Here is a 15,640-nt window from a genome sequence, read left to right on the forward strand (position 1 = left end):
ACTGACATTCCTTATCACAGTATTCTGTGAGACGAAGAGATACATAAAGCCCTGTTAGAGTGAGTTGTGGTGTTTTTTTGAGCAGCAGTGCCTGGTCACGCCTTGCAATGCCCCGTTGCATACATCCCTCTTGAGAGCCTTGTTACTTGTGTTTTTGTAATACCACTTTGCTGCACCGCCCGGTCAACCAAGTCATGTGTTATCTCTTGCTCATCAATGCCTTGTAACAGCTGGTTACAGATCTTGCGTCGACCGGCGAACCCTTCCTCCAGTAAATTCAGCGGCGATTGAATGCACCTCACATAACAAAGCAATTGCAAGGAACAAGAGTCATGAGAATGCACCACAAAGCCATGCTGGCCATCGCCTGCACCGCCGCCCTGTCCGCCTGTGACAGCGAGAAGGCGGCCAACAGCATCGCCAAGCGCGCGCCGCTGCCGTTGCCCGATGCCGGCGTCTATGAGGCGAACCTGCTCAGCCGCGATGGCGATCAGGGGCCGCTGAAGATGATCAAGGGAGTGGAGGGATTGGCGCTGGTCTATCCCAAGGGGGATGGCGAGCAGCGCTGGGGCGTCTGGGTCGAGAACGACGGCAAGTCGATTACCTCTTCGCAATGGATGGGGCTGGCGGCCCAGAAAGAGAACAAGGATGGTATCTATCCGGTGTTGCTGGAGCGCACCTCGGTGCGGGGCAAGCGGCTCGATGCCCAGAGCAACGACCACAACCTCATCAGCTTTCAAGACAAGGCGGTAACCGATCTGGCTGGCAAGGAGGTCAAGCGCTGGACCTTTGATTTCAGCCGTACCGGCACCCAGTTCCGGGATCCGGATCAGAGCACCGCTCTCTATCGCGACTGGAGCGGCCACCTTGCCGTGAGCAAGCTCGCCACCCGGACGATCACCAGCGACAGCTGGCGGGTGGCAGAGGACGCCGGCTTTGGCGATGCCATGGTGGGGCTGATCCGCAGCACCAACAATGGCGGCTCCCTGACCCTGGAGATCGAATTTCCCAAGGCGGGCTGTACCCTGACCGGCAAGGGCAGTGCAGAGTCTGGCAAGGGGCTCAGCAAGCTTAACCTGAGCGGGTTTGGCAAGTGCAGCTTCAAGGCATCAAGCGATCTCAGCCCGCTTGAGAACAAGTGGATGCTGGGCCTGGCCAAGGCCAAAGAGGGGGCAACGGCCTACGTCGCCGCGTTCGAGATGCCGGACACCCGCAAGACGACCCTGGTGGTGGGCTTTCCTGAGCAAAACGGCCTGATGGTGATGGGCGAAAAGTTCTGACAGCATTACGTTTTTAATCAAGACCCTAGGACATGCCTAGGGTCTATTTGGCACAATCTTAAAAGTTTTGAGGGAAGGATTTAGACTTTATCCAATGCCTTGGTGTCTGATGCGTATTTGCACATGACTGTTGTGTTATCAGCTGCATAGTTGTAGCTGGTTTCAATATAACTACCACGATCCCCAGTCAAAATGATATTTACCTTGCTGCCTGGGTTAGGGTAGTGGTTATCACCATCGCCACCATACCAGTGTCCTTTATTAAGGTCATAGAAATATATATTTCCCAGCACTCTGATTTTCAATATGAATCGTTCAAAATTGGTTGCAACGTTTGCCACTGCTGACTGGCCATTCTTGATGGTCAGCGTCATGAATTGATAAGGGCTTGCTTCGATAATTTCTACATCAACACCCAGGGCATTCACTATGGTTAAACTTCCCATATTATCATCCTCTAATTTGTAGTAATGATGCTGTTTTTTAATTTCGAAGAGGCCGGATGGACGATTTAACTTGCCATCAAGGACACTGATGAAATTAAAGACATGAAGACTTTTCTGATTGCCGATAGATGTTCAACACTCTCTATATAAGTATCAACTGCAAGATCTGACACTTTGCATGCGGTGGATCTCTGCTATTTTATCTGAGAATAAAAACCCTTTATTTTCAATCTATTGAGTATGGTAAGAGAAAGCCATTCAGAAATCAGGTGAACAAACTCATTTCCGAATATCTGAACAGCTCAATACCCCGTCATCTCCAGATAGCCGACCCCCTTGGCATCCCCCGAGACGGAGACCGCTCCCTCCCAGTAGTCAAAGCGTCCCGTCATGGCCTGATCGGGCTGGCGCGCCTGAATGCGGAGGTTGAGATCCCCGGCCTTAAGCTGCCACTCGATGGGGTAGGGTTGCCCCTTGGGCCCGCGCCAAGTCTTGCCGGGGGTGAGGCGGATCTGCGCAGGGTTCAGCACCCGACTGCTGCCGTCACGCTCAATCAGGATGCCGTAGCGGTTCTCCGGCTCAGTGCGGCCCGATTTGGTGCGCAGGCGAAACAGCATCAACTCGCGGCCATCCTCAAATTGCAGCGAAAACCAGTCCCAGCCGGATTGCCACTGGGCCAATACCGAGCTGCTCCACTCGTGATCGAACCAGCCCTGGCCGCTGACGTTGCGGGTCTCGCCATCCAAGGTCAAGGTGCCGCTGATGGTCAGGCGCGGGTAGGAGTAGTAAAAGGAGGCGTTGCCCGGGCTCTTCTCGCTGTAACCCTGTTGACCCTGCAGCACCGCTGGCTTGGCGGCGCTTACTTTCAAATCAAGATCCCCCGCCTTGCTCTGCACCTTGAGGGTGGCAGGAAAGAGCGATTCCCCTTGAGAGGCAAGCCGCCACTCTCTTAGCCAGTATTCGCCGCCACTGGCCCCGGCGAGCCCTGGCCCCTGGCGGCTGGTGCGCTCGTCCTGCTGGTGGCTGCCTTTGCTCACATCCGTGATGGCGAACTGGGCCAGCCAGAGCTGGGGCGTGAGCCAGGGGTTGTCGGATGTTATCTCCTGCTCGATGCCTTGGCGAAACAGGGTCCACTGCATGCCGTAGCCGCGCCCCTGCTCGTCTTTCAGGTTGCCGGTGAGATACCACCACTCGGAGCGGTAGTCGGGGTGGGCAGCGTGATCCGCGGGCAGGTGGATGGATTGACCCGGCAGGGCCTTTTTGAAGTGATTGTTGCCGCCGCCAAGGATGGCGCCCAGATCGTTGGCATTTATCCCGGCGCCATACAGGGTGCAGATCAGCGCCAGCGACCAGATGTTGAATGTTTTCATACCACTCTCCTTGCGGCGTACCAGGAGGCGAGCGCACCACAGACGGGGGCGAGCAGGAGCGCCGTGACGGCGTGCAAGGGGGCAGCCTCGAAGGCCAGCCGCCAGCCGAAGGCGCGGGGGTTGACCACCTCAATCAGCACCCAGGCAAGGCCATATCCCACTGGCAGGGCCAACAGCGCGGTGAGCAGCCCCAAGCCCGCCCCCTGCCACACCAGCAACCGTCGGCAGTGGCGGGGGCTCAGGCCAAGGCTTTGCAGGGTCTGCAACTCGCCGCGCCGGGCCAGCCCCAGCACCATGAAGGCCGAGCCGATGCCGACGAACGCGATCCCCAGAATGAGCAACTTCAATAGCTCGGTCACCACAAAGGTCTGATCGAACACCCTGAGGGCGGCGGCGTGGATGGCGGGGGCGGGCAGCAGGTTCACCCGCTCGCCAAACTGGGCCCGCAGGCGATCGGCGAGGCGATCAACGTGCGGGCTGAAGAGGGCCAGGGATTGCACCTTGCCCCCTTCGAAGGCGTGCAGTATCTGCCCCTTGTCGCTGCCGTAATCCTGATAGACGCCGGTGACGGTGAGCGTGCGTGGCCCCTGCTCGCCGCTCACCTCGAGGCTTTGGCCCACCTTGACTCCGAGGCGCACAGTCAGCGGTTCGCTCGCCAGCACCTCGTCGGGGGTGGCGGGCCAGCGTCCGGTCAGCAGCGGGTAGGCGGCTTTTAGCTCGGGGATAAAGTCCATCTGTGCCCACTCGATGGGCTGCCCCTGCCAGCGGGCCGGGTGCACCGAGCGGCGCGAGGCGGCGCGCATATCCGGTGCTGCGAGTATGGTGTTGAAGGTCTGCTCGCTCAGGGCGCCCTTGCTGCCGGCCACCCCCTTGGGGGCGGTGACGTAGAGATCGGCGGCCAGGCGCTGGCCGAGCCAGATCTCCACGCTCGAGCGAAAGCTCGACACCATGACTCCGATGCCGATGGCTGCGGCGATGGCCAGTTGCAGCGCCATCACCGCGATGGCGGTGCGATCCAGGTGATAGAGGGTTTCGGCCACCCCGAGCCGGGCGCTGAGGGGGCCGCGCTCGCGTCGGCGCAGCCGGCCCAGCACGGCGCGCAGCACATCGGGCAGGGCGAGCGCCATGGCCAGCAGCCAGCCGCCGGCCACAAAGAGGGCGCCGCCCAGCCCGGTTTCTGGCCGCCACAGGCACAAGGCGCAGAGCAGCAAGATGGCGATGGCGAGCCCCCGACGTTGCCAGGGATGAGCCGGCGGGCGGCTGTTGCCCTCTCGCAGTTCAAGGGGGGATTGGCGCAGCAGTTGCCACCAGCCGGGCAGGTTGGCGGCGAGCGTGCCCAGCAGGCCGATCACCAGCGCCTTGCCAAGGCTGGCGGGGGAGAGGCGCAGCAGATCGATGGGGTTGGGACCATAGAGATCGGCCAGCGCCTGGGTGAGCTGCCCCATCAGGGCTAGGGCCAGCAGGCTGCCGAGCAGCAGCCCGAGCAGGGTGCCGATGCTGGCGAGGATCAGGATCTCCAGGGTCAGCCAGCGCAGCAGCCGGCGCGGCGGCATGCCGAGGATGATGAGCTGGGCCAGCTGGGGGCGGCGCACGCTCTGCACGAAGCGCTGGGCGTTGAACACCAGAAAGAGCCCCACCGCCATGGCGAGCAGGGAGAGCGCAGTGAGGTTCAGAGCCAGCGCATCGCCGAGCTGACTGGCATCGAGCGCCGGGCTGATGGGCTCAAGCCAGAGGGGCTGATGGGGGGCATAGGATGGCAGGGCCGCCTGCAAGGCTCTTTGCAAGGTATTGGCCTCGCCCTCGCTGAGCTTGAAGACGATGCGATCGAGTCGGCCCGCCTTGCCAAGCAGCGGCTGGGCGAGGCCGATGTCGGTCACCAGCAGCCGCTCCATGGGCACGGCGCCGGGCTCGAAGGTGCCGGCCAACGTGAGGGTCAGCGGGCGGGGCGGCGCCCCTTCACCGCTACCCAGCACGAAGTGCCGGCTCTGGCCCGTTTGCCAGCCCAGGCGCTTGGCCTCGGGGGCAGCCAGCCAGACGCTGTCGGCGCGGGTGAGGGAGAAGGTGGGCTCTTGGTCCGGCGCGGCGCCAAACAGCCGGCGCAAGGGGCCGGGGTTGAACAGATCCATCCCCAGCAGCTGAAAACTGCGCCCCTGCTCATCTTGCAGCCAGCCGTGCAGCTGGGGCATGGCGTCGAGGTTCGGTTGGCTGCGCACCAGCGTCACATAGATCTGCTCGTCCAGCCCGCCGTCCGGCGCCAGCCGGTAGTTCGCTTCCCCCGCCAGCTGGCTGCGGGCGGCGACAAAGTTGGTGCGGGCGCTGTGGTTCAAGAGCTCGATGGCCACCACCAAAGAGACCCCGAGGGTGAGCCCGACCAGGCTCATCAGCAGCAGCCAGGGATGAGCGCGATAGAGGCGCAGCAGCGCCTTGAGCGGCAGCGGCAACATCACTGCCCTCCGTGGCGGGCGTCAGTCATGGTGGTGCCCCTTGAGCTCGACCAGCTGACCCCCTTCAAGGCGCAGCACCCGATCCGCCAGGGCGCCATAGGCGGGGTTGTGGCTCACCAGCAAGAGGCCGGCGCCGGTGCCCCGCACCGCCGTCATCATCAGCGCCATCACCTGTTCGGCGTTGTGTTCATCGAGACTGCCGGTGGGCTCGTCGGCGAGCAGCCACTGGGGCTGGTGAATGAGGGCGCGGGCCAGCGCCACCCGCTGGCGCTGGCCGCCGGAGAGCTGCTCCGGCCAGGCGTGGCGCTTGTGAGCGAGATCGAGGCGCTCCAGCAGGCCGTCAATGCGTGCCTCATCGTGGACAAGCTGGTTGATGGCAAGGGGAAGGGCGAGGTTCTCGGCCACGGTCAGGGTCGGCAGCAGGTTGAAGTCCTGATAGACGATGCCGAAGTGGCGGCCGCGCAGACGGGCCCGCTCGTCCGCCGACTGGTTGTCAAGGCGGGTCTCCCCCAGCCAGATCTCCCCCTCATCCGGGGGGAGGAGGCCGGCAATGAGATTGAGCAGGGTCGACTTGCCGCAGCCGCTCTGCCCCAGCAGCAGGGTGATCTCGCCGGCCGCCAGGGTCAGATCAAGGTGGTGAAACAGCGGCAGCCGTTCGCTGCCGTTATCGAAGCTCTTGCCGAGATTGCGCAGGGTCAGCATGGGATAACCGGTTGATGGTCAATGGCTTTCATCATGCCATGTAGGTTGCTCCCCTGCCTAATGATCACGCGGCTTTGCCTTTGCGCGAGAGTGCCAGTTAGTGATCAAGGCTGCAAAAGAGGTGAGGATCCTGGCTGGATCCCGCTCACCTGTGGTGGTTAGAATAGGGGCCTCCATGGGTCACAGGATGCGCAAGGATGTTACACAAGCAAGTCAGTTTTATCATCGACAGCAAGGGCAACAAGCAGGCTGCCGTGGTCCCCATCGAGATTTACAACGAGCTGATGACCCTGCAAAAGGCGCTCTCCGACAACAAGCCGGGCGAGCGCGAGCTCTACCACTTCAACGGCAAGGGGGCCGAGGCGCACGGTTATCCGGTGGGCAAACGGCAGAACCCCGGCTTCATGGTGCTGGCGGGCTCCACCGCCAACGGCGAGGATGCGGCTTCCCTGCGCGAGGCGGTGATCGAACTGCGCCAGGAGCTGCTGGGCAAGGGGATCCTGGCCCCGCGCAGTGAAGGGGGCTTCGTCTTTACTGCCGATCAGCTGTTCAACAGCCCGAGCCTGGCCGCCAGCCTGGTGGCGGGCAACAACCGCAGCGGGCTGGACGCCTGGCAAAACAGCGCCGGCTACACCCTCAAGCGCTCGGGGTTTGGCAAGAAGTAGGCTGAGCCCTCATCCCTCGGGGCAGAGGATCCGTTGACAACGTGCAGATAACACAAGGCCGCCCCCTGCGATGCAGGTGGGCGGCCTTGTTGTTTGTCGCTTGTTGGTGGTCGGGGCTTATTTTTTGCCGGTCAGCAGCCAGTAGCTCAGGGTCGAGCCGAACCCGCAGCCGGCGATGGCGATGGCCATCGGCAGCGGGGATTCGGGAGGATTGAGGTTGACCAGGATCCCCACCACGGCGCCGATGCCAAAGCGCAGGGTGCCCGCCAGTGCCGAGGCAGTGCCTGCCGATTGCGGGAAGTGACCCATCAGGCCGGTCATGGCGTTGGCACCCACCAGGCTGATGTGGCCGACGAACAGCACCACCGGAATGACGATACCCCACAGGCCGCCGGTCTGGCTCCAGGCGTTGTAGATGAGCAGGGCGCCGGCACAGGGCAGCACCAGCAGGCCGTATTGCAGCATCCGCTCGGCGCCCACCCCCTTCACCAGCCGGCTGTTGACGAAGGTGACCACCATCATCAGCAGGATGTTGAGGCCAAACAGCCAGCCGTAGTGCTCGGTCGGTACCTTGAAGTACTCGATGTAGACGTAGGGGGAGGCGCTCAGGAAGGCGAACATGCCCGAGCTTGAGAGCGAGCCACACAGCACGTAGCCCATGGCGCCGCGATGGGAGAGCACGCCCCAGTAGTTCTTCAGGATCTGGCCGAGGTTGAGGGGCTGCTTGTGCTCGGGCTTCAGGGTCTCCTGAATTTTCCACTGCATCATCAGGCAGATGAGCAGGCTGATCCCCACCAGCAGCCAGAAGATCACCCGCCAGTCGCTGTGGGCGCTGATGTAGCCGCCCACCACCGGTGCGACAAGAGGGGCGAGCGTCATCACCAGGATCACGAACGACATGGCGCGGGAGAAGGCCTCCTTCTCGAACAGGTCGCGCAGCAGGGCATTGACCACCACCGAGCCGGCCGCCCCGCCAGCCGCCTGCAGCATCCGATACGCCAGCAGCTCGGGCAGGGAGTCCGCCATGGCGCAGCCCACCGAGGCGATGGCAAACATCACCAGCCCCGCCAGGATCACCGGCTTGCGGCCATAGCTGTCGGCGAGCGGGCCGTAAAAGAGCTGGCCGATGGCGAAGCCGCCCAGAAAGGCGCTGATGGTGAGCTGGGCACCGTCGATGCTGGTGGCCAGATCCCGGGCGATGGACGGAATGGCGGGCAGGTACATGTCGACCGCGAGCGGGGTCAGGCCCGCCAGCGCGCCGAGCAGGATGAACAGAAAACGGGGGGAGAGGGGGGCGTGGGGCATAGGCTATCCAGTCTTGATGAGTGCGAAGTCAGGGAGTGACAAACATCCAGTCTACCAGTTTTGGTGACGGGGGTGATCCTGTATGCCGAGCCACAGGCCGGGCTCGGCGTGAAAGCGGGGGGCAAACCAGACCCGTTGGCTGCCGGCGTGCAGCTCCTCCGGGCTGAGGGGACGCCGGCTGAGCCGGCAGGCCCCTTGCGCCAATGCAAGGCGGGCATCCCCCTGATACCAGCCGTCGGTGACGGGCAGGGCCGTGGTTTCGCGCAGCAGCCTCACCCCCCACTGGGTCACCAGCGCCGGGCACGCCTGCTCGGCCAGCCTGGCGGCCCGGGTCATGGCTGGCGCCGCCGGCGGGGTGAGGGTGCAGAGCAGCAGCAAGAGGGATCCCAGCATGGCTGGCAGCTCGCCCCGGCGCGGCAGCCAGCCTGCCAGCAGCACCAGGCCGAGCAGAGTGATGGGCGCCAGATGGCGGGGATTGTCCGGATTCTGGCCAAATAAGGTCCACAGCAGCAGGACGAGCCAGTAGAGGGGCCAGAGCACGGAGGGGGCGGCATTGTGATCCTTTGACCGTTGCCAGAGCGGCATTACCAGCAAGGCTCCCATCAACAGGGGCCAGAGCGGGGTCAGCTGCTCGTTGAAGGTACGGGCCCAGCTCAGCACCCGATCGCCGTGGGCCGCCGCCGTGTTGCCCCACAGGGTAAAGTGACCGTCGGTAAAGCGGCGCCCCTCGCTGAAATAGGCCCAGCCATCGGCCTGCCAGACAAACAGCAGGCAGGCTAGCCCCACCAGCGCGATGGGGAGCAGAAAGTTAAGCCGCTGACCTTTTTGCGCCATCCCCAGCCACAGGGGCAACAGGGCCAGCACGAAGTAGGAGGGACGCAGCGCCAGCATGAAGCCCAGCAGCAGACCCGCCAGGGCTATCTTGCGCTGTTGCAAAGCCAGGAGCGCGCCCAGCCAGGCGGCCAGCGCCGGCCCGTCCGAGAGGCCGGAGAGCGCCAGCGTGGGGGTGAGCGGCAGGGACAATACCAGCAGCCAGACCGGCGCCAGCAAGCTTGGCCGCTGCCACAACCTGACCGCGAGGGAGGCGGCGAGCGGCGCCAGCAAACTGCTACCCAAGAGGCTTGCCCACTGCACCGCGCGGGCCGGCTCGTCCACCAACAGATTGATCAGCCGCGCCAGCCAGATAAAGGCGGGGTAGCCCGGAAAGTGGGGGGAGAACTCCAGCACGCTGAAGCGCGTCACCCCGTGGGCGAAATTGAGGGCATCGTCGGAGTCGAGCGCCACCGGGAAGGCCAGCAACCAGCCCAGCCAGGCCAATTGCAGCAGGGCAAGCAAGTAGGGTCGATTGGCGAGGCGCAATCGGCCGTGGTGACCCCCCCCTTCTCCCGCAAGGGGAGAAGGGGGCAAACCGGCGTCCCGGTGCATCTATCGGCCGGCCGCGCGTAGGGTGGGTAGCGCGCAGCGAAACCCACCGTTTGTCACAGCGAGGTGGCGCAATGATGGGCAGATTGCCATCAAAGCGGTGCCAGCACGGCCATCAGCGCTTTTTCGGCCTCGGCGAAGGCGGCGGCATCGGCGGGCTTGGCGCCCACCCCGAACACCCCAGGGTTGCCGATGGCATCCAGTACCTTGGCCAGCGCCTGTTCGGCGGCCTTGCGATCCCCTTCGCTCAGGGAGGGGAGGATGAGATCCAGGAAGCGCTTGCTCTTGACCACCAGCACCTTGGCGGTCTGGTAGTCGCCAAGGTTCTGGCTGGCCCCCTCGAGGCGGCGTTCGATCTCCGCCTTGTAGGCCCGGTTGAGCAGAGCCGCGGTAGCCGCGGTGTCTTTGGCCTTGATGGCGGCCGCCAGCGGAGCTTGCAGCTCGACCTTGTGATGCTCCTCCAGATAGGTCAGCTCCTCGGCAATCTCGCTCAAGGTGGCGCTGGCATCCTTGCCGTCAGTGGCGGCGCCCAGCAGCGCCTCGCGGGCATCGATCAGCGGCTCCTTGCCGGCGGCGGCGTAGGAGTAAGCCTGCGCCTGCCCGCTCAGGGCCAGCAGCAGGGTGAGGGCGAGTAAACCCGGGCGGATGGTCATCCTGTTCTCCTTACTTATGCCAATGGCGCGGCACTCAGGCCACGCTCTGGGTTTCAATCACGGTATTTTCGTTGCGATGGTTAAAGATGGCATGACGTCTGTCCACCCCGTCGATCACCATGTCAGCGGCCATCATCCCCATCTCCATGGCAGTGTCGGTGAAGATGTAGCGGAATGTCCCCTGACGGCCGGTCATGATGAGGTTACTGATCGGCATCAGCGCCTTGATGGCTTCGTTGCGGCGGGCCTGATAGCCGAGATCCATCAGCGGATAGGCGTACTCACTGCGGGCTTCGAAGGTCTCATCGCCAAGTTTCTGGGTATCGACGCCGAGGCTGGCCAGATCGGCGGTAACCCGACCGCGCAGATCAGCGAGCGGCGCCTGCCAGGTGGCATCCCCCGGGTTGCAGGGGATCTCCAGCATCACGGATGTCTGGCCCATTGGCGCCATAAAGGGGCTGCGCCGGCGCGGCTCCTGCAGGCGGGTAGCCAGGATATGGGGGTCGGAGAGGTACTGCCAGGTGTTGTCCGACAGGTTCTCCTGTTTGAGGGGTATATTGACGAAGCGCAAGGATCGGTAGTGCAGATCGCACGGCAAGCCCAGATGCTGGCAGGTAAGCGGCAGCGGCAGGGTGGAGATCACCTGATCAAAGCGCTCGCTCTGCTCCACGTTATCTTGTGACCAATAAACCCGTTCAATCCGGCCATCAGCCTGCTGGAGGCGGGTGATGGTGGCGCCGGTTTTGAGCTCAACTCCCTCGGCAACCAACCGCTCCCCCAGGGTGGTGAAGATCTGCCCGAAGCCATATTTGGGGTAGCGGTATTTGCGGGCATAGGTACGCACCGAGATGCTGCCGTTGCGTCTTGGCAGCAGGCGGCGCGCCACGTCTTTGAGATCGATCAGGCTGATGCGCTGACCGGCCCAGTCGGCGGAGAGCTGGTCCGGGTTGATGCCCCAGAGCTTGCCGGTATAGCCCTCGAAGAACTGGCGATAGAGGGTGCGGCCGAAGTGGCTCTGGATCCACTCGGCAAAGCTCGCCTTGGCAAAATCGGTGGGCTTCTTGGCAAAAGGCAACAGCAGCAAGTCTTTCACCGCACCGGCCATCAGGGCGAGCGGCGCCGTCTTGAGCAGGTTGGGCAGGTTCAAGGGGTAGTCATAGGTGCGCCCGCCAAAGCGGATCACGCTCTTGCGCTCGGCGTGGAGCAGATCGTCCCCCATCAGCTCGTCGATAAAGGCGAGCAGCTCGGGGTTCTTGGTGATGAAGCGGTGGCCGCCGTAGTCGAAGCGATACTCCCCATCGCGCCCCTTGAAGGTCTGGGTGGCGCACATACCGCCCACCACGCTCTCCTGCTCGAACAGGGTGACTGCAAAACCGGCTTGGCGCAGGCGCCAGGCGGCCATCAGACCGGCGGGGCCAGCGCCCAATACCGCAATGTGTTGTGTGTTGTTGTCGCTCATGACTCTGTTATCCGAAAAGCTGACCAAAAGAGAAGACGTTGAAAAGGCGGCCCCGCTGAGCCGCCTTGTCATCCGCTGCTGCGCCGCGCCGAGCGATCAGCGCTGGGGCTGGGGACGATAGTTGCGATGCCAGACGGTGACGAAGATCACCAGGTAGCTGGCCCAGGTCAGCAACTGCAGGCCGGCTGGTGAGGCATTGTAGCCAAACAGGGCGCGCAGGAAGGTACCAAATACCCCCTGATCGTCGAGAATGTGACTGATGTTGAAGACAGGCGTCGTCCAGAAGGTGATGAGCCCGGCTGCCTGCAGCATGTTGACGGCGGACGACAGCAGCCCGGCGGCGATGATGATGATGAGCAGGCCGGTCCAACGGAAGAAGGGCGCCAGCGCCACCTTGCGGGTGGAACGCAGCAGGCCCCACACCAGCACCACCGACAGCAGCAGGCCGCCCAGCGCCCCCATCAGCCCCTCGTGCAGATCCACCCCTTGCCCGGAGTAGACCAGGGCCGAGAAGAACAGCACGGTTTCAAAGCCTTCGCGCATCACCGCCAGGAAGGCGAGCAGCACCAGACCAAACAGGTTGCCGCCGTCGATGGCGGCATCGATGCGTGCCGTCATGGCTCCCACCTGGGATTTGGCCTGCTTCTGCATCCAGACCGCCATGTAGGTGAGCACCAGGGTGGCGAAAATGAGGATCCCCGCCATCAGCAAATGGTTGTAGCGCTCGCTCTCGAACTGGCTCACCACCACCTGGAACAGGAAGGCGACGACAAGGGAGGCAAGCAGACCCAGCCCCACCCCCAGATAGACGAATTTGTTGTAGCGGCTCGCCCCCAGCTTGGCGAGGTAGGAGAGGCAGATGCCGACCAGCAGGAAGGCTTCCAGCCCCTCGCGCAGGGTAATGAGAAAACTTGCAAACATCAGGATTGAGGCTCCGTAGCGGGCGTGACGGGGAGAGGCAGCAAGGTGAGTTGCAGCCGATTGAGTAGCACTATGGGTGGCGCCGGCAAGCTCGGCTCGGCGGCGCGCACCGCATCACTGACCCACTTGGGGTAGGTGCGGAAATTGAGTCTGATATCGGCCTTGAAGGGCCCCTTGGCATCCGCCGGCAGCGGCCAGGCTTCGTCGCGCCAGCCATCGGCCGGAATGCGGGTATCTTCCAAGAGCTTGGCGTAGCGCCAGAACTTGAGCCCCACCGGCTTGCCCTCGGCATCGCCGAACACTTTTCTGAATAGCCGCGCATTGTCGGGCACGGCGCCATCCACCGGCTGGCCGCTTTGGAGCACCACCTTGCCGCTGGCGTCGGTGACGGTCAGCTCCAGCCAGAGTTCGCGGAAATCGGCAACCCCGGTGGGCAGGGCGTGGCCCGCGCCTGTATTGGCGACCCGCACCACCAGTTGCTGGTTATCGGCAGCCCCTTCGATACGGGCCGAGAGGGTGGCGCTTGAGCGCAAGAGCGCCAGGCTCTCCTGCTCGAGGGTTGCACTTCTCAGCCCCACCAGCTGATGCTGGGCGCCGGTGAAGTTGTGGCGATAGAGCCGTTCTTTCACGGTGCCGTTTTCGGTGGACTGGCCCGCCACCGGCGCGCCGCCGTTGCCCGGTTCGGGGCTCATGTGGCAGTCGATGCAGGTGCGCCGCTTGGCGGGATCGTCCGCCTTGGCGAAGCTGGAGTTTTCCCACTCGTCCCAGGTGTTGACGATGTTGGCGCCGGTGCCGGGGGCAAACTCGTTGTGGCACGACTTGCACAGGGCGGCGTCGCGGTAGAAATCCTTCTGGTAGGAGGCCTTGTGCATGGCGGGGCGGGCGTTGATCTGCCGCTCTGCCAGCCAGTGCTGGAGGCTGCCGCCGGCGGCATCCTCGAACACATAGCTCTCGCGGTCTTTCAGATTCACGGTAAAGGCGCTGTTGCCGCCGGCATCCTCAAGCCGGGTGATGCGATGGCAGAGCACGCAGCCGGTGCCTTCTTCCACCACCGGTTCGCCTGCTTTGTGGGCTGCGATCAGCGAGGCGCCGCCCTGCTCGAACATGTGGGAGCCCTTGGGTAGATCCTGCTGACCGTTCATCACCTGCTGGGGCATGTGGCAGCCCTGGCACCACTGGCCGAAGGCTTCGCCCTCGGTTTCGCGGGCCAGCGCCTGCACCGCCTTGTAGTAGGGGTGGGAGTTGCCCATCAGCCGGTGGTTGCTCTCGCTCCAGTCCTGGAACGCCTGTTGGTGGCAGTTCTGGCAGGAGGCGGAGTTGAGCCACTCCCTGGGATGGGTGGTCGGTGCCTTGGCAGGATCCCTGCGCGGGGCATCGAGCCTGAGCCAGTTGGCAAGATAGGGGAGGTTGCCATCGGCGGTGACGAAGGCATGCAACTCCTCCATCATCGCCTTCACCTCAGGCTGGGGCCTGGCGGGGTCGACCGGCTCGGCGCCATCGCGGGTGTCATGACCCATGCCGCCCTGGGTCTGCTGGGTCATGCGCAGGTATTCGCCGATAAAGTCCCCGGCCACCATGTTGGCGAGGTTGGCGTGGCCGTTGATGGCGTTGTCGCCGCTCTGCTGGCGGTGGGCCGCCATCAGATAGCGGTTGGTGAAGTTGAACCCGTCCAGATGGCAGGAGTTGCAGCTCATCCAGTTGTCCCCCGCCATGGGGAAGCGGCTGTTGGCGGCAGTGTTGCCCAGGTTGAACAGCCGCTCGCCGCGCTTGAGGGCTTCCGGGCGCGGATCCGTCTCCACCAGCCTGGCGAAGTGGGGCAGATCGACGGTGACCCGGGCAAACGGGCCGCTGCCGCCGGTGTTGAGGCGGGTAAGATCCTGCCCCATGACGTTGTGCACCAGGATGTGGTCGCCATCGATCAGCAGATCCCGCGGATTCTGGCCCGGCAGGTGGCGAAGGAGCTGGGTCGCCTTGGCGCCGCCTTGGAACTTCTTGCGGCGGTGGCGGTTGCTGTTTTGCTTGCCGCTGCGCGACAGGTCGAACACCAGCAGATCCTCCGAGCCCGCCAGGGTCAGGTAGACCCGCTTGCCGTCGGCGGCGAAGCGCGCCGCGAACGGGTTGGAGACGATCTGGCTGCGGTTGCCGACGCTCGGCAGGTTGATCTGCAAAAAGAGCTGCTTGCGCTCGTCCACCCGCTCTTTCTCTTCATCGAGATCGATGATGGAGACGGCCGGGAAGACGGTGCTTTGAAACTGGAAGGGGTGGTCGAAACTCCACAGCACGTGGGGCAGCCAGGCTTCGCTGCCATCGGGGGAGAGGGTGATGCCGTCCAGCAGGCGCGGCAATCCCTGGGAGTCGCTTGGGGTGTCGCTGTGGGTCTCGGCCAGGGTGATGAGTCTGGGTTTGGGCAAGGCAGCACTCTTCGCGTCCTTCTCAAGCTTGGCGAGATCATAGATGGCGAGCTGGCCGGTCATGGCGTGGGTGAGCAGCAGGCGGTCATTGTCGGTCAAGGCCAGCCCGCGCGGGGTCTCGGCAGTGGCCACATCCAGCTGCAGCTTGCCCGCCGTGTCGTAGGCTTGCAGGCGAGCGGATTCGAACAGCGTGACCCAGAACCACTGCCGCTTGGGATCGAAGATGACCCCGTAGGGACGATGGCCGGTGGGGATCGCCTTGTCTAGGTCGAGATCATCATCCAGCAGCAGCAGGCGATCGCCGCGATAATCGCTCACCAGCAGGGTGCCGTCATCGGCGCGGGCCAGCTGGCGCAGATCGCCTCCCAGTTGTGCCTCTTTCAGTCGCTTGCCGCTATTGCGCTCAAGCAGGGTGACCGAGCCGGCGTTCTGGTTGGCGGTGACAAGGCGCGGAGCGTTCCCCTCGTCATAGGCAATCATGGCGGTGCCCATCTCCTGGGCCGAGGCGGTCCCCAGCAGCAGGGTGGCCAACATCAGGGATAACAACAACTTCAACATAAGA

12 protein-coding genes are annotated in these 15,640 nt (G+C 63.6%); 2 read left to right on the forward strand and 10 right to left on the reverse strand.

Features of this window, described 5'->3' with window-relative positions; translation table 11 throughout:
• Nucleotides 1–338 precede the first annotated feature (338 nt).
• The gene (locus tag QLG02_RS04395; RefSeq protein WP_348994619.1) at nucleotides 339–1,280 is read left to right on the forward strand and encodes a hypothetical protein; all 942 of its coding nucleotides are present in this window, start codon (nucleotides 339–341) and stop codon (nucleotides 1,278–1,280) included.
• Between the two features lie 80 nt (nucleotides 1,281–1,360).
• Here QLG02_RS04395 and QLG02_RS04400 read toward each other — a convergent pair whose 3' ends face one another.
• The 4 genes from QLG02_RS04400 to QLG02_RS04415 form a co-directional block, all read right to left on the reverse strand.
• Nucleotides 1,361–1,726: a hypothetical protein gene (locus tag QLG02_RS04400; protein ID WP_282464602.1), complete on the reverse strand. Its 366-nt coding sequence runs from the start codon at nucleotides 1,724–1,726 to the stop codon at nucleotides 1,361–1,363.
• A gap of 302 nt (nucleotides 1,727–2,028) precedes the next feature.
• Nucleotides 2,029–3,096, reverse strand: a complete 1,068-nt coding sequence (locus tag QLG02_RS04405; protein WP_282464603.1) for a lipocalin-like domain-containing protein — start codon at nucleotides 3,094–3,096, stop codon at nucleotides 2,029–2,031.
• A complete protein-coding gene (locus QLG02_RS04410) occupies nucleotides 3,093–5,540 on the reverse strand; it encodes an FtsX-like permease family protein (protein ID WP_282464604.1) in 2,448 nt (815 codons plus the stop codon). The genes QLG02_RS04405 and QLG02_RS04410 overlap by 4 nt, the downstream gene beginning before the upstream one ends.
• A 21-nt stretch (nucleotides 5,541–5,561) precedes the next feature.
• A complete protein-coding gene (locus tag QLG02_RS04415) occupies nucleotides 5,562–6,242 on the reverse strand; it encodes an ABC transporter ATP-binding protein (protein ID WP_282464605.1) in 681 nt (226 codons plus the stop codon).
• Between the two features lie 197 nt (nucleotides 6,243–6,439).
• On the opposite strand from QLG02_RS04415, the gene QLG02_RS04420 reads away from it, so the two are divergent.
• Entirely contained in the window at nucleotides 6,440–6,907 is a 468-nt protein-coding gene (locus QLG02_RS04420; RefSeq protein WP_016351033.1) for a DUF4357 domain-containing protein, read from the forward strand.
• A 117-nt stretch (nucleotides 6,908–7,024) separates the two neighbouring features.
• Here the strand turns inward: QLG02_RS04420 and QLG02_RS04425 are convergent, their stop codons facing one another.
• The 6 genes from QLG02_RS04425 to QLG02_RS04450 all read right to left on the reverse strand — a co-directional run bounded on the left by QLG02_RS04425 (nucleotide 7,025) and on the right by QLG02_RS04450 (nucleotide 15,636).
• Entirely contained in the window at nucleotides 7,025–8,212 is a 1,188-nt protein-coding gene (locus QLG02_RS04425; RefSeq protein WP_049047841.1) for a Bcr/CflA family multidrug efflux MFS transporter, read from the reverse strand.
• A 51-nt stretch (nucleotides 8,213–8,263) separates the two neighbouring features.
• Nucleotides 8,264–9,547 carry a hypothetical protein gene (locus QLG02_RS04430; protein ID WP_282464658.1) on the reverse strand — a complete coding sequence of 428 codons (1,284 nt, stop codon included), beginning with the start codon at nucleotides 9,545–9,547 and terminating at the stop codon, nucleotides 8,264–8,266.
• 179 nt (nucleotides 9,548–9,726) lie between these two features.
• The gene (locus QLG02_RS04435; protein WP_282464606.1) at nucleotides 9,727–10,287 is read right to left on the reverse strand and encodes a hypothetical protein; all 561 of its coding nucleotides are present in this window, start codon (nucleotides 10,285–10,287) and stop codon (nucleotides 9,727–9,729) included.
• 34 nt (nucleotides 10,288–10,321) lie between these two features.
• Nucleotides 10,322–11,746, reverse strand: coding sequence for an FAD-dependent oxidoreductase (locus QLG02_RS04440; RefSeq protein ID WP_282464607.1), 1,425 nt, complete (start codon nucleotides 11,744–11,746; stop codon nucleotides 10,322–10,324).
• Nucleotides 11,747–11,842: 96 nt separating this feature from the next.
• Nucleotides 11,843–12,667 (reverse strand): FTR1 family protein, encoded by an 825-nt coding sequence (locus QLG02_RS04445; protein WP_039213490.1) that lies wholly within the window; start codon nucleotides 12,665–12,667, stop codon nucleotides 11,843–11,845.
• Nucleotides 12,667–15,636 carry a hypothetical protein gene (locus QLG02_RS04450; RefSeq protein ID WP_282464608.1) on the reverse strand — a complete coding sequence of 990 codons (2,970 nt, stop codon included), beginning with the start codon at nucleotides 15,634–15,636 and terminating at the stop codon, nucleotides 12,667–12,669. Before QLG02_RS04450 ends, QLG02_RS04445 begins: the two co-directional genes overlap by 1 nt.
• Nucleotides 15,637–15,640 lie beyond the last annotated feature (4 nt).

Origin of the sequence: Aeromonas sp. V90_14 (assembly GCF_029967615.1) — a bacterium.
Taxonomy (GTDB): domain Bacteria; phylum Pseudomonadota; class Gammaproteobacteria; order Enterobacterales; family Aeromonadaceae; genus Aeromonas; species Aeromonas hydrophila.

Bases quoted from the DNA above. Each gene is read 5' to 3' on its own strand.
- QLG02_RS04395 (WP_348994619.1), top strand. From the start codon at position 339: ATGCACCACAAAGCCATGCTGGCCATCGCCTGCACCGCCGCCCTGTCC.
- QLG02_RS04400 (WP_282464602.1), bottom strand. From the start codon at position 1,726: ATGGGAAGTTTAACCATAGTGAATGCCCTGGGTGTTGATGTAGAAATT.
- QLG02_RS04405 (WP_282464603.1), bottom strand. From the start codon at position 3,096: ATGAAAACATTCAACATCTGGTCGCTGGCGCTGATCTGCACCCTGTAT.
- QLG02_RS04410 (WP_282464604.1), bottom strand. From the start codon at position 5,540: ATGTTGCCGCTGCCGCTCAAGGCGCTGCTGCGCCTCTATCGCGCTCAT.
- QLG02_RS04415 (WP_282464605.1), bottom strand. From the start codon at position 6,242: ATGCTGACCCTGCGCAATCTCGGCAAGAGCTTCGATAACGGCAGCGAA.
- QLG02_RS04420 (WP_016351033.1), top strand. From the start codon at position 6,440: ATGTTACACAAGCAAGTCAGTTTTATCATCGACAGCAAGGGCAACAAG.
- QLG02_RS04425 (WP_049047841.1), bottom strand. From the start codon at position 8,212: ATGCCCCACGCCCCCCTCTCCCCCCGTTTTCTGTTCATCCTGCTCGGC.
- QLG02_RS04435 (WP_282464606.1), bottom strand. From the start codon at position 10,287: ATGACCATCCGCCCGGGTTTACTCGCCCTCACCCTGCTGCTGGCCCTG.
- QLG02_RS04440 (WP_282464607.1), bottom strand. From the start codon at position 11,746: ATGAGCGACAACAACACACAACACATTGCGGTATTGGGCGCTGGCCCC.
- QLG02_RS04445 (WP_039213490.1), bottom strand. From the start codon at position 12,667: ATGTTTGCAAGTTTTCTCATTACCCTGCGCGAGGGGCTGGAAGCCTTC.
- QLG02_RS04450 (WP_282464608.1), bottom strand. From the start codon at position 15,636: ATGTTGAAGTTGTTGTTATCCCTGATGTTGGCCACCCTGCTGCTGGGG.